The sequence below is a fragment of the Bradyrhizobium sp. USDA 3397 genome (assembly GCF_054060965.1).
In genome coordinates this window covers 6,843,364-6,861,270 of sequence record NZ_JBSSDS010000001.1, presented here as the reverse complement: position 1 = coordinate 6,861,270, position 17,907 = coordinate 6,843,364, and the positions used below count along the sequence as shown (strand labels likewise).

General features: G+C 65.1%; 17 protein-coding genes. 11 read left to right on the top strand and 6 right to left on the bottom strand.

The genetic code is table 11. The annotated features are described in order from the left end of the window. Positions 1 to 28 precede the first annotated feature (28 nt). A complete protein-coding gene (locus ACVWYQ_RS31720) occupies positions 29 to 1,357 on the bottom strand; it encodes an aspartate aminotransferase family protein (protein WP_404543704.1) in 1,329 nt (442 codons plus the stop codon). 148 nt (positions 1,358 to 1,505) lie between these two features. Here ACVWYQ_RS31720 and ACVWYQ_RS31715 point away from each other — a divergent pair, with 148 nt between their 5' ends. After that, complete coding sequence (locus ACVWYQ_RS31715; protein ID WP_018646206.1) at positions 1,506 to 2,054, top strand: cupin domain-containing protein; 549 nt, start codon at positions 1,506 to 1,508, stop codon at positions 2,052 to 2,054. A 233-nt stretch (positions 2,055 to 2,287) separates the two neighbouring features. Here the strand turns inward: ACVWYQ_RS31715 and ACVWYQ_RS31710 are convergent, their stop codons facing one another. Genes ACVWYQ_RS31710 through ACVWYQ_RS31700 form a run of 3 tightly spaced genes read right to left on the bottom strand, consistent with a single transcriptional unit; the run spans position 2,288 to position 6,091 of the window. Beyond that, positions 2,288 to 4,549, bottom strand: a complete 2,262-nt coding sequence (locus ACVWYQ_RS31710; RefSeq protein WP_271538788.1) for a xanthine dehydrogenase family protein molybdopterin-binding subunit — start codon at positions 4,547 to 4,549, stop codon at positions 2,288 to 2,290. After that, entirely contained in the window at positions 4,542 to 5,597 is a 1,056-nt protein-coding gene (locus ACVWYQ_RS31705) for an FAD binding domain-containing protein (protein ID WP_271538790.1), read from the bottom strand. The genes ACVWYQ_RS31710 and ACVWYQ_RS31705 overlap by 8 nt, the downstream gene beginning before the upstream one ends. Further along, positions 5,594 to 6,091 carry a (2Fe-2S)-binding protein gene (locus ACVWYQ_RS31700; RefSeq protein ID WP_271538792.1) on the bottom strand — a complete coding sequence of 166 codons (498 nt, stop codon included), beginning with the start codon at positions 6,089 to 6,091 and terminating at the stop codon, positions 5,594 to 5,596. Before ACVWYQ_RS31700 ends, ACVWYQ_RS31705 begins: the two co-directional genes overlap by 4 nt. A gap of 238 nt (positions 6,092 to 6,329) precedes the next feature. Here ACVWYQ_RS31700 and ACVWYQ_RS31695 point away from each other — a divergent pair, with 238 nt between their 5' ends. Both ACVWYQ_RS31695 and ACVWYQ_RS31690 read left to right on the top strand, forming a co-directional pair. Continuing rightward, complete coding sequence (locus tag ACVWYQ_RS31695; RefSeq protein WP_271538853.1) at positions 6,330 to 6,983, top strand: TetR/AcrR family transcriptional regulator; 654 nt, start codon at positions 6,330 to 6,332, stop codon at positions 6,981 to 6,983. Between the two features lie 257 nt (positions 6,984 to 7,240). Beyond that, positions 7,241 to 7,729, top strand: coding sequence for a hypothetical protein (locus ACVWYQ_RS31690; protein ID WP_271538794.1), 489 nt, complete (start codon positions 7,241 to 7,243; stop codon positions 7,727 to 7,729). A 601-nt stretch (positions 7,730 to 8,330) separates the two neighbouring features. On the opposite strand, the gene ACVWYQ_RS31685 is transcribed toward ACVWYQ_RS31690, so the two are convergent. Continuing rightward, a complete protein-coding gene (locus tag ACVWYQ_RS31685; RefSeq protein ID WP_074448090.1) occupies positions 8,331 to 8,708 on the bottom strand; it encodes a PRC-barrel domain-containing protein in 378 nt (125 codons plus the stop codon). Positions 8,709 to 8,927: 219 nt separating this feature from the next. On the opposite strand from ACVWYQ_RS31685, the gene ACVWYQ_RS31680 reads away from it, so the two are divergent. Beyond that, the gene (locus ACVWYQ_RS31680; RefSeq protein WP_271538797.1) at positions 8,928 to 9,332 is read left to right on the top strand and encodes a DUF4864 domain-containing protein; all 405 of its coding nucleotides are present in this window, start codon (positions 8,928 to 8,930) and stop codon (positions 9,330 to 9,332) included. 74 nt (positions 9,333 to 9,406) lie between these two features. Here ACVWYQ_RS31680 and ACVWYQ_RS31675 read toward each other — a convergent pair whose 3' ends face one another. Then, positions 9,407 to 10,672, bottom strand: coding sequence for an MFS transporter (locus ACVWYQ_RS31675; protein ID WP_271538855.1), 1,266 nt, complete (start codon positions 10,670 to 10,672; stop codon positions 9,407 to 9,409). 149 nt (positions 10,673 to 10,821) lie between these two features. On the opposite strand from ACVWYQ_RS31675, the gene ACVWYQ_RS31670 reads away from it, so the two are divergent. From ACVWYQ_RS31670 to flhA, 7 genes are all read left to right on the top strand, one after another. Then, positions 10,822 to 11,268 carry a hypothetical protein gene (locus tag ACVWYQ_RS31670; RefSeq protein ID WP_404543715.1) on the top strand — a complete coding sequence of 149 codons (447 nt, stop codon included), beginning with the start codon at positions 10,822 to 10,824 and terminating at the stop codon, positions 11,266 to 11,268. Between the two features lie 76 nt (positions 11,269 to 11,344). Next, the gene (locus tag ACVWYQ_RS31665) at positions 11,345 to 11,626 is read left to right on the top strand and encodes a hypothetical protein (RefSeq protein ID WP_271538801.1); all 282 of its coding nucleotides are present in this window, start codon (positions 11,345 to 11,347) and stop codon (positions 11,624 to 11,626) included. A gap of 9 nt (positions 11,627 to 11,635) precedes the next feature. Then, positions 11,636 to 13,063: a TolC family protein gene (locus tag ACVWYQ_RS31660; RefSeq protein WP_404543718.1), complete on the top strand. Its 1,428-nt coding sequence runs from the start codon at positions 11,636 to 11,638 to the stop codon at positions 13,061 to 13,063. A gap of 13 nt (positions 13,064 to 13,076) precedes the next feature. Further along, positions 13,077 to 14,411: a multicopper oxidase family protein gene (locus ACVWYQ_RS31655; protein WP_271538805.1), complete on the top strand. Its 1,335-nt coding sequence runs from the start codon at positions 13,077 to 13,079 to the stop codon at positions 14,409 to 14,411. A gap of 32 nt (positions 14,412 to 14,443) precedes the next feature. Further along, positions 14,444 to 14,899, top strand: a complete 456-nt coding sequence (locus ACVWYQ_RS31650; RefSeq protein ID WP_157285276.1) for a cupredoxin domain-containing protein — start codon at positions 14,444 to 14,446, stop codon at positions 14,897 to 14,899. Positions 14,900 to 14,916: 17 nt separating this feature from the next. Next, a complete protein-coding gene (locus ACVWYQ_RS31645) occupies positions 14,917 to 15,219 on the top strand; it encodes a copper-binding protein (RefSeq protein ID WP_157285277.1) in 303 nt (100 codons plus the stop codon). A gap of 340 nt (positions 15,220 to 15,559) precedes the next feature. Beyond that, positions 15,560 to 17,701 (top strand): flagellar biosynthesis protein FlhA, encoded by a 2,142-nt coding sequence (flhA, locus tag ACVWYQ_RS31640; RefSeq protein WP_271538810.1) that lies wholly within the window; start codon positions 15,560 to 15,562, stop codon positions 17,699 to 17,701. Positions 17,702 to 17,907: the final 206 nt, after the last annotated feature.

Here is a 17,907-nt window from a genome sequence, read left to right as displayed (position 1 = left end):
CACAACTCGCTGGCGGCGAGAGCAATTATCAGGCCACCTTCTTGATGGCGTCGCCGAGGATCGAGACCATCTGGTCGATATGGCTCTTCTCGACGATGAGCGGGGGCGACATCGCGAAGCTGTCACCGCTCATGCGCAGGTAAAGGCCGGTGTTGAAGCAGTCGACCATCACGTCATAGCCGCGCGCGCCGACGACGCCGTCGCGCGGCGCCAGCTCGACGGCGCCCATCAGGCCGCAATTGCGGATGTCGACGACGTTCGGCAGGCCTTTGAGCGAATGCAGCGCATCGCGCCAATATTCGGCAATCGAGGCACCGCGCGTCAGCAGGCCCTCGTCCTTGTAGATGTCGAGCGTGGCGATGCCGGCGGCGCAGGCGGTCGGATGCGCCGAGTAGGTATAGCCGTGGAACAGCTCCATCTGGTTCTCGGGACCGACCATCAATCCGTCATGCACCTTGCGGCTCGCGAACACGGCGCCGCAGGGAATGGTGCCGTTGGTGATGCCCTTCGCGGTGGTCATCAGGTCCGGCGTGACGCCGAAGAAGTTGGCGGCGAACGGCGTGCCGAGGCGGCCGAAGCCGGTGATGACCTCGTCGAAGATCAGGAGGATGCCGTGCTTGTCGCAGATCTCGCGCAGGCGCTGCAGATATCCCTTCGGCGGCGGCAGCACCGCGGTCGAGCCCGGCACCGGCTCGACGATGACGGCGGCGATGGTCTCGGCGCCGTGCAACGCGACCAGACGCTCGAGATCGTCGGCGAGCTCGGCGCCGTGCTCGGGCTGGTCCTTGGCGAAGGCGTTACGGGTGAGATCGTGGGTATGGCGGATGTGGTCGACGCCCGGCAGCAGGGTCGCAAACGCACGACGATTGGCAACCATGCCGCCGACCGAGGTGCCGCCGAAGCCGACGCCGTGATAGCCGCGCTCGCGGCCGATCAGGCGGGTGCGGCTGGCCTGGCCGTTGGCGCGGTGATAGGCGAGCGCGATCTTCAGCGCGGTATCGACCGACTCGGAGCCGGAATTGGTGAAGAAGATGCGGTCGAGACCCTTGGGCGCGATCTCGGCAAGGCGCTCGGCGAAGTCGAATGCCAGCGGATGGCCCATCTGGAAGGACGGAGCGAAGTCCAGCGTCATCAGCTGGCGCTCGACGGCGGCGGCGATCTGCTTGCGGCCGTGGCCGGCATTGGCGCACCAGAGCCCGGCGGAGCCGTCGATCACCTTGCGGCCGTCGACGGTGGTGTAATGCATGCCCTCGGCCGAGGAGAACAGGCGCGGCGCCTTCTTGAACTGTCGATTGGCCGTGAACGGCATCCAGAACGAGTCGGTCTTGATAGTGTTCGGAATCTGATGAAGGGTCACGGCCGCGCTCCTTTGCTGACCCGCCAGCAGAGCCACGGCTTGGAAACCGCAACAAGTCCTTTTCTGATGACCTGCAAGCCATTGATTTGACTGGGGCTGCCGGTCCATATTTGCGCGATCCGCAACACCTGCAACACGGGACTTGGGCATGAGCGTCGACATCGGTGGACGGCTGCGATTCATCCGGGCCCGTCACAAGCTGTCGCAGCGCGAGCTCGCCAAGCGCGCCGGCGTCACCAATTCGACGATCTCGCTGATCGAATCCAACCAGATGAACCCGTCGGTCGGCGCGCTCAAGCGCATCCTCGACGGCATCCCGATGGGCCTAGCCGAGTTCTTCGCCTTGGAGCCGGAGTCCAGGCGCAAGATCTTCTACCGCGCCGAGGAGCTCACCGAGGTCGGCAAGAAGCCGATCTCCTATCGGCAGGTCGGCGACAATCTGTTCGGCCGCAGCCTGCAGATCCTCAAGGAGCGCTACGAGCCCGGCAGCGACACCGGGCGCGTCCATCTCGTCCATGACGGCGAGGAGGGCGGCATCGTGATCTCAGGCAAACTCGAAGTCACGGTCGAGGACGAGCGCCGCATCCTCAATCCCGGCGATGCCTATTATTTCGAGAGCCGCCGCCCGCATCGCTTCCGCTGCGTCGGCGGCAAGCCCTGCGAGGTGATCTCGGCCTGCACGCCGCCGACGTTCTGACGCGAGATCGGCGCATCCGGTGCGGCTCATTCACCTCTCCCGCTTGCGGGAGAGGTCGCGCCCACCGGGTAGCGCCGAAGGCGCGCCCGATGACAAGCTCCGGCGCGGGTGAGGACTCTTTCCTCTGGGGGATTGTCCCATTGCGGAGACACCCTCTCCCCGACCCTCTCCCGCAAGCGGGAGAGGGAGCGCACCTCCGTCGCTGCAGCGATGTGGCCCATTTCAATCGCGCTTCAGCGCTGCGTCAGCAACTCCTCGATCCGGATCGGGAATTTGCGCACGCGCACGCCAGTTGCGTGCCAGACCGCATTGGCGACCGCGCCGGCGCTGCCGGTGATGCCGATCTCGCCGACACCCTTGATGCCAAGCGCATTCACGTGCGGATCGTGCTCCTCGACGGTGATGACGTCGAGCGGCGGCACATCGGCATTCACCGGGATGTGGTACTCGCCGAGATTGGAATTCATGATCCGTCCGCTGCGCCGGTCTGTGACGGCCTCCTCATGCAGCGCGAAGGACATGCCCCAGATCATGCCGCCGAACAGCTGGCTCTGCACCATGCGCGGATTGATGATGCGGCCGGCGGCGAAGGCGCCGACCATGCGACTGACGCGGACTTGGCCCAGCTCGGGATCGACCTTTACCTCGGCGAACACTGCGCCGTGGGCATGCATCGCATATTGCTCCATCGCCGCAGGGTTCGCCGCGCCGGTGCCGCGGGCCTCGACCTCGGCAACGCCCGCGCGCGCCAGAATCCCGGCATAGCTCTCGCTGCGGCTCTCGTCGTCGCGGCGGATCAGCCTGCCGTCGCGCGCGATCACGCCGGCATTGCCGGCGCCGAACAGCGGCGAGCGCTCGTCGCTGGTGGCGAGATCGGCGAGCTTTCCGATCACGGCCGCGCCGGCGCTGTGGATCGCAGCGCCCGCCGTTGCGGTGTGCGCCGAGCCGCCCGCGATGCCGGCGTCGGGCAGGTCGGACGTGCCGGACTTGAAGTCGAGCCGGTCGATGTCGAGGCCGACGGCATCGGCCGCGATCTGCGCCAGCGCCGTCCAGGCGCCCTGCCCCATGTCGTGCGCGCCGATCTCCATCACGCCGGAGCCGTCGCGGCGGATCGCCGCGCGCGCCTCGGCTTGGAACATCAGCGCCGGGAAGGTCGCCGTGCCCATGCCCCAGCCGACCAGGAGGCCGGCATCGTCGCGCATCTGCCGCGGCTGCAGCGGACGCTTGGCCCAGCCGAAGCGCGCGGCGCCCTGCTCGTAGCAGGCCCGCAGCGCCTTGGAGGAGAAAGGCCGGCCCGTCATCGGCTCGACCTCGGCGTAGTTTGCGAGGCGGAAGGCGAGCGGATCCATGCCGCAGGCCCACGCCATCTCATCGATCGCGCTCTCGAGCGCGATCGAGCCGGTCGCCTCGCCCGGCGCTCGCATGAACAGCGGCGTGCCGGTGTTGACGCGCACGGCATCGTGCGAAGTGCGGATCGCGGGCGCCGCATAGAGCGTGTGCGAGGCGTCGGCGGCAGGCTCGTAGAAATCGTCGAAGGTGCTCGACACAGTTCGGGCGTGATGATCGAGCGCAGTCAGACGCCCCTCGCCATCGGCGCCGAGGCGGAGGCGCTGGCGCGTCGGCGCGCGGTGGCCGACCGGGCCATACATCTGCTCGCGGCGCAGCACCAGCTTGACCGGCCTGCCGACCAGCTTCGCGGCCATGACGCCGAGGATCTGCGGCCCGGTCAGGAAGCCCTTCGAACCGAAACCGCCGCCGAGGAACGGGCTGCGGATGTGAATCTTCTCCGGCGCGAGGCCGAACAGCTCGGCGACGCGGCCGCGAGCCATCACCATGGCCTGGCTCGGCGTGTCCAAGAAGAGCTTGTCACCATCCCAGCGCGCCACGATCGCGTGCGGCTCCATGGCATTGTGATATTGCGGCGGCGTCTCGTAGATCGCGTCGATCTGCTTGTCGGCCGCGGCGAGGCCCGCCTCGACATCGCCGCGATGGCTTTCCGTGGGATTACCGACGCCGACGACCGGCGGCACGAAGCTCTCGCCGGCATCGAGGCCGACGAGCGCAGGCTGCACCTCGTAAGCCGGGGCCAGCAGCGCCGCACCTTCCGTCGCGGCCTCCAGCGTCTCGGCGATCACGACCGCAATCGCCTGATTGGCGTAGCGGATATCGTTGCTCTGCAACACCTCCATCCGGAACACGAACGGATTGGTCTTGAGGTCGGGGTCGATCGCGAGCGCTGGTTTGTGGTCGGGCGTCATGACGTCGACGACGCCGGGATGGCGCTTTGCGGCAGCGACATCGAGCGAGACCACACGGCCTCGCGCGATGCTCGAGACGGCCATCACCGCAAACAACATGCCGGGTGGATGGTTGTCGGCGGCGTAAGTCGCCTGCCCCGTCACCTTGAGGATGCCGTCACGGCGGGTCAGCGGCTGGCCGATATTCGAGCCGTGCCGCAGATGCGCGGGCGCACTGGTCAAATTGAGCTCAGACATGGAGGGCTCCGGAGGTCGTGGCAAAGGGAGAGGCCGGCAGCGCGGGGATACGCGCAGGCGTCCCGGCGGCGGCCAAGGTCAGCGCGCGCACGACGATGCGGCGCGCGAGCTCGATCTTGAAGGCGTTGTCGCCCGATGGCTTCGCGCCCTCGAGCGCACGCCGGGCTGCCTCCTGGAACGCGTCGGCGGTCGGCGCGACGCCCTTGAGGACGTCTTCCGCTCCGCGTGCGCGCCAGGGCTTTGCAGCGACGCCGCCGAGCGCGAGCCGCGCCTGTGCGATTCTGCCGTTCTCGATCCGCAGCGCAGAAGCGGCCGAGACGACGGCAAAGGCATAGGAGGTGCGCTCGCGGACCTTGAGGTAACGCGCATGCGCGGAAAATCCGCGTGCGGCAGGCGGCAGGCGCACCGCGACGATGAGATCGCCAGGCTCGAGCACGGACTCACGCTCGGGCGCATCGCCGGGCAGGCGATGCAGCTCGTCGAGCGCGACATCGCGCCGGCCGCCCCTGCCCTCGATCTCGACGATGGCATCGAGCGCGACCAGCGGCACGCAGAAGTCGGAGGGGTGCGTAGCGATGCAGCTCTCGCTCCAGCCGAGCACGGCATGGCTGCGGTTCTCACCGTCGCGCGCGTCGCAGCCGGAGCCCGACTCGCGCTTGTTGCAGCGGCTGGCGGTGTCGTAGAAATACGCGCAGCGCGTCCGCTGCAACAAATTGCCGCCGACGGTGGCGGCATTGCGCAATTGAGCCGACGCTCCCGAGAGCAGCGCTTCGGCCACCGCCGGATAGGACCGCGCGAACTCCGCATCATGGGCGAGATCGGCATTGCGCACCAAGGCGCCGATGCGCAAGGACCCGTCCGCGAGAGTCTCGATTCCGTCGAGCCCATCGAGATGTGTGACGTCGACCAGCCGGTCCGGACGGCTGACGCCGCCCTTCATTAGGTCGAGCAGGTTGGTGCCCGCGGCGAGGTAGACCGCGCCCGGCTGGGCCGCGGCAGCAACGGCTTCAGTGACCGTGGCCGGCCTGACATAATCGAACTGTTTCATGCGGAGCGCCTCTGATTGGTCTCGTCCATCTGCCCTTGCGCTTCCAGCACGGCATCGACGATGCCGACGTAAGCGCCGCAGCGGCACAGATTGCCGCTCATGCATTCGCGGATGCGTTCCGGATCGTTGCCGGCTTGCGCCTCCTTGATCATGCCGATCGCGCTCATGATCTGGCCCGGCGTGCAGAAGCCGCACTGGAAGCCGTCATGGGCGATGAAGGCGGCCTGCACCGGATGCAGCTGGTCGCCGCGCGCGAGGCCTTCGATGGTGAGGATGTCGGCCCCGTCATGGCTGATGGCGAGCGCGAGACAGGAATTGATGCGCTTGCCGTCGACGAGAATGGTGCAGGCGCCGCACTGGCCGCGGTCGCACCCCTTCTTGGTTCCGGTCAGATCGAGGCGCTCACGCAGGAGATCGAGCAGCGTGACGCGCGGATCGTCGAGGACGAAGTCGCGCCGTGCACCGTTCACGGTGAGGCTGATGGAGTGGTTCATACAAGGCTCCGATCAGATTTGGACATGAGTCATCGCGCAGCGCGCCACCGCCGTGGCCGCCGTCGATTGCACGCCGCCGAACATGATGCGGCCGGCGCTCGATCGAAGATACGGAGGCTGCCTCCGCTTAACAAGGTCGGTGCGAAAAATCTGGAATTCGTCAAAAGCCCGTGCGTCACCAACGCGATAAGGCGACCAATGGGTTCAATCTAACCAATTCGTGATCTACATTGCGCGCATGGACGACCACACCGATCAGACCCGAAAGCCCCGCGCCGACGCCGTGCGCAATCGCGAGCGCGTGCTCGAAGCGGCCAAGCTGGTGTTCAGCGCCGGCGGTTCGGAGGCGAGCCTGGAAGCGGTGGCGAAGCGGGCCGGCGTCGGCATCGGCACGCTGTACCGGCATTTTCCGACGCGCGAGGCCTTGTTCGAGGCGGTGTACCGCCGCGAGGTCGAGCAGCTCAGCGAGCTGGCCGAGCAGTTGAAGAATGCCAAGGACCCGGTCGAGGCGCTGCGGCGCTGGCTGCGCTCAGGGGTCGAGTTCGTTGCGACCAAGAAGGGGATGATGGCAGCGCTCGCGCTCGCGGTGCAGAGCGGGTCGGAGCTGCATGCCTTCTCCTTCGAGCGTCTGACCAAGGCGATCGGCTCGCTGCTGGACCGGGCGGTCGCAGCCGGCGAGATGCGCGCCGACATCAACCCGGAGGATCTGCTGCGCGCCTTCTTCGGTATGTGCTATGTGCACGACCAACCTGGTTGGCAAGAGACGGCGCTGCGCCTGCTCGACGTGTTCGTCGACGGCTTGCGCGTGCGGCCGCCCGGCAAGGCCAAGGCGCGCTCGTCGAAGACGACGAAGCCGGCGATGAAGCGGAAGCGCTCGGCGCGGTACTCATAAAAGGAAAGTCGGGTCCTGCGGGCGGAGCGGAAATCTGCTGATCGGCCGGAGCATCGTGGCTTGTGACCCAAACATTCTGGCCAGAGCCAAAATCGGACAACTCCTCGTCACACGCCAGCGGCAAAGTACCACACTCTAGAGTGTAGGGTTGTGCTCGCCAGTTAATACACGCTTAGGCTTAGTCCAGTTTAGTCCGCTCGTTGCTGCTTGCACCCCGAGGCCGTATGAGTCTGTGGTCTTTCTTGTAAGAGTCGGATATGAAAATCAAACTTGCCATTGCAGCATTTGCAGTCCTCGGTATCGCTGTTCTCGGTTATGCTTACGTGCGTAGCTATCCGCCGTTCACGTCTCAATTTGTGCAAACCTGCGAAAACGCGATTCAAGAGCGGCTGACGGATTCCTCCACCTATCAACGGATCGACCTGGAAGACTCCAGAAGAACGATCACGTGGGACGAATTTTTCGCCGAGCCGGAACGGGCCGTACCCGAGTCAACCAGAAGATTCATGATGCAATCAGCACGCCACCTGCCGGTTCAGTATGAGGCGGTGATTGATTACCAAGCTCAGGATTCCCTCGGCGCCATCATGCGAGAAAGGGCATCATGTACATTCAAGTCGCTCACTGGCAGCGATGCGCCGACTCGTACGTTTTGGGTGAAGATCGATGGCGAACGCAATCTGGAGTGGGCCGCCAGGCAGCCCAACGCCGCAACGCTGCACCGACGCTTGGTGAAAAATCTGTGATGCGGCGGGCCGGCTATTGGCCCGATCAACCCTTCGATTAAAACGCCAATGCTGGGCAGGATGATTTCGGCCATCGGCACTAAACAGGGTCGCGCCATTTCAACGCGCGTCGCAGGAACAGCAAAGCCACAATGATTGGGAGGTCGGCGAGCCAGAGCAAAGCTGGAACGGGCGACTGATTGTGGATGTGGGCAATGTACAACACGAGGCCCAACAGGACAGTAACCAGCTCGTTCGACACCCAATACAACGGCGAGTGCCCAGTCCCGTTGCTGCGAGTTCAGCAGCTCGTTCGCGTGCTTTTGCGGCGCGCCACCAACAAAAGCCCGAAGAATGCAAGGCCGCAAGCTGACCGATATATTCGGCAACCGAATTTACGATTCGAAGTCCAGCGCCGACGGCACTGCTATCGCGCTTGATGGATATGGTTATCGCTGGTTTTGCCTCGACTGAGCCAATGACCGCGATTCATCGCCAGTCGCCGCGACAAGGCGCGGCGACTGAGGCATCGAGCACCAAGCCCCCAGTCGGCCGGATCAAACCCGACAGCATCCAATGAGAGCCGGTCAATCAGTTCAGCTGTCCTGACGCGCCGCTGGCGTTATAGGCCACCTCGCCCTTCCCAGTAAGTTGGCGTCCCATAATACCGATGGGTTCGCGTTTCCCAATCCCGATCTTCCCAGGAGTCATCGCTGAACTCAGGCGCATCCCTCAGTTGTTGCTCGGTGATATTGGTTCGAAAACCGTCAAGCGACGTGTCATATTTCAGAGCGCCCCAGGGAATCGGGTAGTGGCTGTGACCCAAGCCCACAAATCCACCAAAGCTCATGACCGCATAAGCCACGCGGCCTGACACCTTGTCGATGATGAGGTGATCAATCTCGCCGATATTCGTCCCATCTGCTCCATAGACCTCGGTTCCCTCAATGTCCTCGCTTGAGATGCAGTGATGATCCGGATGTGCTGTTGCACGGGCCATGACTTTGCTCCTTGGTAAGGTGGTTTTGCCGGCTTAACTCGGCCGTCGCGGAGCCGTTCCTGCCTTAGGAGAACATGTCGCAGCTGCCTGCTGCTGCGCCGCTGTCCCGGATGAGCGGCACCTGGAGCGTTCAAACCCAGCGCGTGATATCTGAGTACACGCCCTGGCGGCACAGAGTGCTAGCATCGCCTCCGCCGGGATCTCAACGCGGAGCCTGCCATGCGCATCGCAGCCTTGCTGATCGCTCTCATTGTTGCCTGTCATCATTCAGCGTTTGCCGGCGATATCGCGGCGGCCCAAAGCGTTATCCGCGCCCAGGAGCAGGCCTTCGTTCGCGACGATGCAGCGGCGGCCTATTCCTATGCGGCACCGGCGATCAAGGAGACCTTTCCCGCACCCGACATCTTCATGTCCGTGGTGCGAAACGGCTACGCGCCGGTCTATCGTCACAAGAGTTTCGAATTTGGCGAGAGCAAGACCGATGGCGGCTGGATCGCCCAGCGCGTTCATATCATCGATGCCAATGGCGAGGTCTGGGAGGCACTCTACACGCTCGAGCAGCAGGGCGACGGCAGCTACAAGATCACCGGCTGCTCGCTGCTGAAGGCGGGACAATCGGTTTAAAGCACGATCCGGACCCGGAGGGCCGCGTTAGCGCAAAGTGTGTAGCGGTTTTCCGAAAAGATCATGCTCAAACTTCAAGTGGCAAAGCTCGGGCCGGTCTTGACCGAGCCCGTCCGCGCGCGGATCAAGAGCAGCACGACGATGCCGATGTTCAGCGCGTTCCATGCCACGCCGTTGGCGAACGCCGCGGCGTAGGAGCCGGTGGCATCGAAGATGACGCCGGACACCCAGCCGCCGAAGGACATGCCGAACACGGACGCAAAGATCACGATGCCGACGCGGGTCGCGGCCTCGCTCGCCGGCATCGCCTCGCGCACGATGATCGCGTAGCTCGGCACGATGCCGCCCTGGAACAGGCCGAACATCGCGGAGATCAGATAGAGCGAGGTCAGGCTGTCGAAGAACAGATAGAACACAAGCGCAAAGCCCTGCGCCAGCGATCCCACCAGCAGCGTGTAGATGCCGCCGATCTTGTCGGCGAGGTAGCCCGAGCCGATCCGGCTGACGATGCCGCAGCCCATCATCAGGGACAGCATCTCGGCGCCGCGCGCGACTCCATAACCGAGATCGCCGCAATAGGCGACGATGTGCACCTGCGGCATCGCCATCGCCACGCAGCAGGAGATGCTGGCGATCGAGAGCAGCACCGTCAGCGTATTCGTCGACAGCCTGAGATCGACCCGCGGCGGCGGCGCGTTGGCATGGTCGTGGACAGTGTCGCGCCCCATCTGCGCGCGCAGGATCAGCACCAGCACCGTCATCAGGCCGGCGCAGACGATGCCTATGCCGATATGGGTGTAACGCCAGCCGATGTCCTGCGTGCCCCAGCTCACGATCGGCGGCCACATCGCGCCGGCGACGTAATTGCCGCTGGCGACTATGGTCACGGCAAGACCGCGATAGCGCTCGAACCAGTGCGAGGCTTCGGCCATCAGCGGCGCAAAGGTCGCCGACGTCCCGAGCCCGATGAAGAAATAAGCCGCCACGAACTGCCAGAGCTGGCCCGACAGGCCCGCGAGCACATTGGCGACGCCGAGGAAGGCGATGCTGATCGCCATCGCCGGAACGATGCCGAACCGGTCGGTGATCTTGCCGGCGATCACGCCGCCAAGCCCGAAGCCGAACATCATGAGGGTGAAAGCCAGCGAAACCGCGCCGCGCGTGGCTCCGAATTCGGCCTGCACCACGGGAATCACGACCACGACCGCCCACATGCCGACGGCCCCGATCGAGCCGATCAGGAGGGCAATGACGAGCCGCACCCAGGCCTGACGGGAGTCAGGGGTGAAGGCGTCAGGTGTTTGCCCTGGATGATTTGGCGCGTGCACGAGCAGGACCATGTTCGCGGACCGCCGCATGGTCAACCATCTTGCCGCGATATTGGGCATGCGCGGTGCGCTGCGGTAAGAAGCTCTTGGCGAATGTGTCTTTTGCCATTAGTTTGCAACAAGCGTGTGCAACATTGCCGCGCGAGGAGCCTATCGGCGGGATGTTGATGCGATTGACGCGATCGATGCGGATCAGGGTGGGGCGGATCATCGCCCTCGCCTATCTGTTCTGCGTGCTCGCGCCGGCCGCAAGCCTCGCCTGGGGCAATGCTGCGCCCTGCCTCGGCGACGATGCCCAGGCTGACCTCGTTCCGGCGCATCACCATATGGCTGCGAACCATGATATGGCTGCGAACCCTGGCGATGTTCCGCACGAGCACGCGGGAACGCCTTCGCAGACCGCCGCGAAGGACGCACCTGCCCCGAATCATCACGACGGCAAGGGAACAGTGGGCCCGTGCTGTGCGATGATGTGCGTCAGTGCGCTGCCGGCCGATCTGCCCAGCGTCGCCACGCCGCTCCGGCCGATGTCGACCTGTGCACCCGAGATCGTGCCCAGCCTGAACAGCGCGGCGCCGCCCCAGCACTACCGTCCTCCCATCGCCTGATCTGACACGACGGCGTCGGTTTCGATGCGCGCTTTTGCGCGCGCGAACCTGTGGTCTCCAGATCAGGAATTAAGACATGGTTGCGCTTTCCGGGGCGAAATCTGCCGCATCCTCGGTGGATGATCGACACTCACGTTTCACTTGGCTGCTGCTGGCCTTTGCCGGGCCGACGCTGTCCGGCTGCATGCCGGCAACGACGCACATGGCCAGCGCGGATCCCGCAGATCCGGCGGCGAAGGTGGCCCCCATCGGCTATCGCTCGACCATCGCGCCCTATACCAGCCTGCGGCCTGCGACCCCGGCACCCTGGCGTGGCCGCAACGAGGCGGTGACGCCGCAGCCGAAGCAAGAGCGGTAGGAGCGCGCGATGTCACAGCATTTTGCGCGAGGCCTGCTCGTGCTCGCCGCGCTCGGACTTTCCGGCTGCGCCGCGTTCTCGCCCGACAGCGGCATGAGCGCGGTCTCGGATCTGACGAGCCAGGCCATCAACAAGGACGTCGCCTTCGTGCGCTCGGCCGAGGGCGCCGCCGCGGTCGATGCCCGCGTCCGGCAGCTGCTCTCGCGCACGCTCAGCGTTGACACCGCCGTGCAGATCGCGCTGCTCAACAACAAGGGACTGCAGGCCGCCTACAACGAGCTGGCGCTGGCGGAGACCGAGCTGGTCGAGCAGAGCCTGCCGGCCAATCCGGTGTTCGCAATCTCCCGCATCACCGGCAATGGCGCCAGCGAGATCGAGCGCCAGGTGGTCGGCGACATCCTCGCGCTCGCCACCCTGCCGTTCCGGTCCGAGATCGCCCGCGAACGCTTCCGCGGCGCGCAGCTTCGCGCGGCGCTGGCGACGCTACGGCTCGCCTCGGACGTGCGCCGCGCCTATGTCCGTGCGGTTGCCGCCAACGAGATGGTGGGGCTGCTGACCGACGCGAAGGCGACGGCGGAATCGACCGCACAGCTCGCGCTCAAGCTCGGCGAGACCGGCTCGCTCAACAAGCTCGATCAGGCCCGCGAGCAGGTGTTCTATGCCGAGACCACCGCCGACCTCGCCACCGCGCGGCAGATGGCTGCGAGCGCGCGCGAAAGGCTGGCGCGCCTGATGGGGCTGTGGGACGACGGTCTCGACTTCCGCCTGCCCAATCAACTGCCGCCACTGCCGCGCCGGCCGCTAACCCTTCCCACGATCGAAGCCGACGCGGTGGCGCATCGCCTCGACCTGCAGATCGCGCGGCTGGAGCTGGCCGCGCTGGCGAAGGCGCTGAACCTCACCGAGGCGACGCGCTTCGTGACGCTGCTCGATATCGCCGGCATCTCCCGCCGCACCCAGGATCCGGAAGGGCCGCCGTTCCGCGAGCGCGGCTTCGACCTGCAGTTTCAGATTCCGATCTTCGACGGCGGCGAGGTGCGCGTGCGTCAGGCGGCGGAGACCTACAACCTCGCCTTCAACCGCCTGACCGAGCGAGCCGTGAATGTGCGGTCCGAGGCGCGCGACGCCTATCGCGTCTATCGCTCCACTTACGACATCGCCGGCCACTACCAGCGCGAGATCATCCCGTTGCGAAAGATCATCACCGAGGAGATGCAGCTGCGCTTCTCCAGCATGCAGGTCGACATCTTCGCGTTGCTCACCGAAGCGCGACAGCGCCTCGCGGCGCTGCGCGGCGCGATCGACGCCAGGCAGAGATTCTTTCTCGCCCAGGCCGATCTGCAGACCGCCGTCAACGGCGGCGGCCTACCCGCCGGCGTTGGCGACAATCCAACCACCGTTGCCGCGGCAGCTCCTGCCGAAGGCGGCGGCCACTGAGACGGAGGCCAAGATGTTTTCCCGCCGAGGATTTTTAGGCACCGCCGCGCTTGTCGGCGCATCCGCCATTCAAGGCCGTGTCCAGGCCGCGTCGATTCCGGAAGCACCCACCATGGACAAGGTGGTGATGCAGCCGCCGCTGCATCCGAGCAGCGGCCCGGACTATCGACCCGTGGTCACGCTGAACGGCTGGTCGCTGCCGTTCCGCATGAACGGCGACTGGAAGGAATTCCATCTCGTCGCCGAGCCGGTGGTGCGCGAGTTCGCGGAAGGAATGAAGGTGAATTTGTGGGGCTACAACGGGCAATCGCCGGGCCCGACCATCGAGGCGGTCGAGGGCGACAAGGTCCGCATCTTCGTCACCAACAGACTGCCCGAATACACCACGGTGCACTGGCACGGCATGATCATCCCGAGCGGCATGGACGGCGTCGGCGGATTGACCCAGCCGCACATCCAGCCCGGCAAGACCTTCGTCTACGAGTTCGAGATGAAGAGGAGCGGAACCTTCATGTACCATCCGCATTCCGACGAGATGGTGCAGATGGCGATGGGCATGATGGGCATGTTCATCGTGCACCCGCGCGACCCGAACTTCCGCGCCGTCGACCGCGACTTCGTGTTCGTGATGAGCACCTATCGTGTCGACCCCGGCACGTATCTGCCGCACGTCAACGAGATGACGGACTTCAACATGTGGACCTGGAACGCGCGGGTCTTTCCCGGAATCGATCCGCTACCGGTCAGGCTCGGCGACAAGGTGCGCGTGCGCATCGGCAATCTCAGCATGACAAACCATCCGATTCATTTGCATGGCCATAGCTTCGCCGTTACCTGCACCGATGGCGGCTGGATTCAGGAGAGCGCGCAGATTCCGGAGACGACCACCGACGTCCCCGTCGGCGCCATCAGGGTGTTCGACGTGCTCGCCGACAATCCCGGGGACTGGGCGTTCCATTGCCACAAGTCGCACCACACCATGAATTCGATGGGACACGACGTGCGCAACCTGATCGGCGTGTCGCGCAAGGACCTCGCCAAGGCCGTCGGCAAGCTCGCGCCCGACGGCATGGCCATGGGCTCGACCGGCATGGCGATGGGCAACATGGAGATGCCCACGCCCGACAACACGCTGCCGATGATGACCGGCACCGGCCAGTTCGGGCCGATCGAGATGGGCGGCATGTTCACCGTGATGAAGATCCGCGAAGACCTCGCGCGCGACGATTACCGCGATCCTGGTCCGTACAAATTCCCGCCAGGCACCGTCGCCTACGAAGTCGCCGCACCCGCCCCGGAGCCGGCGCGGCAGAAATCCGGCAGTCCGCCGATGAAGCACAAGATGTGAGCGTTTCGATGAACCACCAACCGGAGACTACGATGAAGACCACGATCAAGCTCGCCCTCGCTCTGGCTGCACTTTCGACCGCGCCGGCCTTTGCGCACGACAAGCACGGGCACGGAAACTATTCAGCCGGCGAGCCCGGCGATCCCAAGAAGCCCGCGCGCACCATCGAGATCCTGATGAACGAGATGGACTACACGCCGGCGAAGATCGAGGTGAAGCGCGGCGAGCAGATCCGATTCGTGCTGCGCAATGTCGGTAAGGAGGACCACGAATTCCTGCTGGCCACACCTAAGGAGAATCTCGCGCATGCGGAGCAGATGAAGAAGCATCCGCACATGGAGCACGACGAGCCCAATGCGGCGCGGCTTGCCCCAAAAAAGACGACCGAGATCCTCTGGAAGTTCAGCAAAGCCGGCACGTTCGAATATTCGTGCCTCATTCCTGACCATCGCGAATACGGCATGGTCGGCCAGGTCACCGTGAAGTAACGCGAAAGGAGATCCACATGACCCGCATCATCCGTATCGCTTCGGCGCTGGCGCTGACTCTCGGCCTTGCGACTGCAACCCTCGCCGCCGAGGGCGCCGCGATCAGCGGCGAGGTGAAGAAGATCGACGAAGGCGCCGGCAAGATCACGCTCAAGCACGGACCGGCGAAGAGCCTCGGCATGGAGGACCCCATGACCATGGTCTATCGCGTCAAGGACGCGGCGATGCTCAAGCAGGTGAAGGTCGGCGACAAGATCACCTTCGAGGCCGAGGAAGCGGCGTCGGGGTACACGGTGACCAAGATGCAGAAGGCGAAGTAGCCCTCCGTGTCATTCCGGGGCGCCCGCAGGGCGAACCCGGAATCCATTCCTCGACCAACTCCGCCGCACGATGGATTCCGGGCTCGATGCTCCGCATCGCCCCGGAATGACAACCCGATCCCGAAACATCCCCTGCCGTCCCCTTCCCACCCCCTCGTTAACCCTTTGCTAACCATACACCGGGCAAAAATTGCCGGGTAAAGTCGAGTGTCGTCAGCCGCGTAGAACGGGAGCTCCCGTGGACGCCAGTGCGGTGCCTCACTTTCGGAACGGCGGCCCGTCGGCCGCCGCGCAGACGTTTGGGGCGCGCGGACGGCAGGCGCGCGGGGAGGCAGCTACCATGGTCGACGTCACCGCGGGACAGGGCGTAGGCGGCGCGAAGCCCGGCATCCCCTCCCTCAACGACATCGTCACCGTCCTCAAGCGCGGCGACATCGCGCTGGCGCTCGGCATCCTCACTATCCTGGTGGTGCTGATCCTGCCCCTGCCGGCGATCGTGCTCGACGTGTTCCTGGCGATCTCGATCACCCTGTCGATCCTGATCCTGATGACGTCGCTGTTCATCCAGACGCCGCTGGAGTTCTCGGCCTTCCCGACCGTCCTGCTGATCTCGACCATGCTGCGGCTGTCGCTCAACATGGCCTCGACCCGCCTGATCCTGTCGCACGGGCACGAGGGCACGGCCGCGGCCGGTCACGTCATCGAAGCCTTCGGCAACTTCGTGATGGGCGGCAATTTCGTCATCGGCATCATCGTCTTCGCCATCCTGATCATCGTCAACTTCGTCGTCATCACCAAGGGTTCGGGCCGCATCGCCGAGGTCGCCGCGCGCTTTCACCTCGATGCCATGCCCGGCAAGCAGATGGCGATCGACGCCGACCTTTCCGCCGGCCTGATCGACGAGAAGGTCGCCAAGGAGCGGCGCAAAGAGCTCGAGGACGAGAGCGGCTTCTTCGGCGCCATGGACGGTGCCTCCAAGTTCGTCCGGGGCGACGCGATCGCCGGCCTCCTGATCGTCTTCATCAACGTCGTCGGCGGCATGATCATCGGCGTCGCGCAGCAGGGCATGTCCTTCGCCGACGCCGGCCGCACCTACACGCTGCTGACCGTCGGTGACGGTCTCGTCACCCAGGTGCCGGCGCTGATCGTCTCGACCGCGGCCGGCCTGCTCGTCTCCAAGGCCGGCGTCTCCGGCGCCGCCGACAAGGCGCTGATGAAGCAGTTCTCCGGCTATCCGCAGGCGCTGGCGATGTCCTCGGCGGTGATGCTGGTGCTGGCGGCGCTGCCGGGCATTCCGACTCTTCCCTTCCTCGCGCTCGGCGCCGGCGCCGGCGCGCTGGCCTGGAACGCGCGCAACCGCAACCGGGTGACGGCCAAGGCCGAAGCGGCCGCCCAGGCCGCGCCCGCTCCGGGAACGCCGGGTGCGCCAGGGGCTGCCGCGACGGAAGAGCCGATCTCGGCCGCGCTCAAGATCGACGACCTCAAGATCGAGCTCGGCTACGCCCTGCTGCCGCTGGTCAACGGCCCGGACGGCACCGACCGACTCACCGAGCAGATCAAGGCGCTGCGCCGTTCGCTCGCGATCGAGATGGGATTCGTCATGCCGGCGGTGCGCATCCTCGACAACGTCCAGCTCGAGGCCAACACCTACATCATCAAGATCAAGGAGGTCGACGCCGGCACCGGCAAGATCTGGCCGAACCAGTTCATGGTCATGGACCCCGGTGGCAGCCAGGTGCAGGTGCCCGGCATCCACACCACCGAGCCGACCTTCGGCCTGCCCGCGACCTGGGTCGATGCCAGCCTCAAGGAAGAGGCCTCGCTCAAGGGCTACACCGTCGTCGACGCCGCGACCGTGCTCTCGACCCATCTCACCGAGCTGCTCAAGGCCAACATGTCGGACCTGTTATCCTACGGCGAGGTGCAGAAGCTGCTCAAGGAGCTGCCGAAGGAGCAGAGCGAGCTGGTCAAGGACATCGTCCCCGGCCAGGTCACGGTCTCCGGCATCCAGCGCGTGCTGCAGCTGCTGCTCGCCGAGCGCATCTCGATCCGCGACCTCTCGACCATCCTCGAAGGCATCGCGGATTCGCTCGCCTTCTCGCGCAACCCCGCAACCATGGTCGAGCACGTCCGCGCCCGCCTGGCGCGGCAGATTTGCGCGCAGAACACCTCCTACGCCGGCTATCTGCCGCTGATCGCACTGTCGGCGAAATGGGAGCAGGCTTTTGCCGAATCCATCATCGGCCAGGGCGAGGAGCGGAGCCTTGCCATGCAGCCCTCGAAACTCTCGGAATTCATGACCGCGGTGCGCGAGGCGTTCGAGCGTGCCGCCCGCGAAGGCGAGGCGCCGGTGCTGGTCACCTCCGCTTCCATTCGGCCCTTCGTGCGCTCCCTGGTGGAACGGTTCCGGGCCCAGACCACCGTGCTGTCGCAGGCCGAAATCCACCCCAGGGCGAGGCTGAAAACGGTCGGAAGCATCTGATTTGCCTTAAGAAGCCGTGTGTTTTTCAGCCACAGGCAAATGGTTTTTGAGTTCCTGGCGCCTTGTCGACCAAGGCCTCAAAAGCCCGGCAATAGGCTCATTATAGCTTTGAAATAATTATATAAAAGAACGATCAAGGGTCGACTTTGATCGCGATCTATCACGTCATATCACGCCCTTGTGATGGCCCCTTGGGAACGAATCCC

What these genes read in the sequence shown, in the direction of transcription:
- ACVWYQ_RS31715 (WP_018646206.1), top strand. Translation starts at nt 1,506, where the DNA reads ATGAGCGTCGACATCGGTGGACGGCTGCGATTCATCCGGGCCCGTCAC.
- ACVWYQ_RS31710 (WP_271538788.1), bottom strand. Translation starts at nt 4,549, where the DNA reads ATGTCTGAGCTCAATTTGACCAGTGCGCCCGCGCATCTGCGGCACGGC.
- ACVWYQ_RS31705 (WP_271538790.1), bottom strand. Translation starts at nt 5,597, where the DNA reads ATGAAACAGTTCGATTATGTCAGGCCGGCCACGGTCACTGAAGCCGTT.
- ACVWYQ_RS31700 (WP_271538792.1), bottom strand. Translation starts at nt 6,091, where the DNA reads ATGAACCACTCCATCAGCCTCACCGTGAACGGTGCACGGCGCGACTTC.
- ACVWYQ_RS31695 (WP_271538853.1), top strand. Translation starts at nt 6,330, where the DNA reads ATGGACGACCACACCGATCAGACCCGAAAGCCCCGCGCCGACGCCGTG.
- ACVWYQ_RS31690 (WP_271538794.1), top strand. Translation starts at nt 7,241, where the DNA reads ATGAAAATCAAACTTGCCATTGCAGCATTTGCAGTCCTCGGTATCGCT.
- ACVWYQ_RS31685 (WP_074448090.1), bottom strand. Translation starts at nt 8,708, where the DNA reads ATGGCCCGTGCAACAGCACATCCGGATCATCACTGCATCTCAAGCGAG.
- ACVWYQ_RS31680 (WP_271538797.1), top strand. Translation starts at nt 8,928, where the DNA reads ATGCGCATCGCAGCCTTGCTGATCGCTCTCATTGTTGCCTGTCATCAT.
- ACVWYQ_RS31675 (WP_271538855.1), bottom strand. Translation starts at nt 10,672, where the DNA reads ATGGTCCTGCTCGTGCACGCGCCAAATCATCCAGGGCAAACACCTGAC.
- ACVWYQ_RS31670 (WP_404543715.1), top strand. Translation starts at nt 10,822, where the DNA reads ATGTTGATGCGATTGACGCGATCGATGCGGATCAGGGTGGGGCGGATC.
- ACVWYQ_RS31665 (WP_271538801.1), top strand. Translation starts at nt 11,345, where the DNA reads ATGGTTGCGCTTTCCGGGGCGAAATCTGCCGCATCCTCGGTGGATGAT.
- ACVWYQ_RS31660 (WP_404543718.1), top strand. Translation starts at nt 11,636, where the DNA reads ATGTCACAGCATTTTGCGCGAGGCCTGCTCGTGCTCGCCGCGCTCGGA.
- ACVWYQ_RS31655 (WP_271538805.1), top strand. Translation starts at nt 13,077, where the DNA reads ATGTTTTCCCGCCGAGGATTTTTAGGCACCGCCGCGCTTGTCGGCGCA.
- ACVWYQ_RS31650 (WP_157285276.1), top strand. Translation starts at nt 14,444, where the DNA reads ATGAAGACCACGATCAAGCTCGCCCTCGCTCTGGCTGCACTTTCGACC.
- ACVWYQ_RS31645 (WP_157285277.1), top strand. Translation starts at nt 14,917, where the DNA reads ATGACCCGCATCATCCGTATCGCTTCGGCGCTGGCGCTGACTCTCGGC.
- flhA (WP_271538810.1), top strand. Translation starts at nt 15,560, where the DNA reads ATGGTCGACGTCACCGCGGGACAGGGCGTAGGCGGCGCGAAGCCCGGC.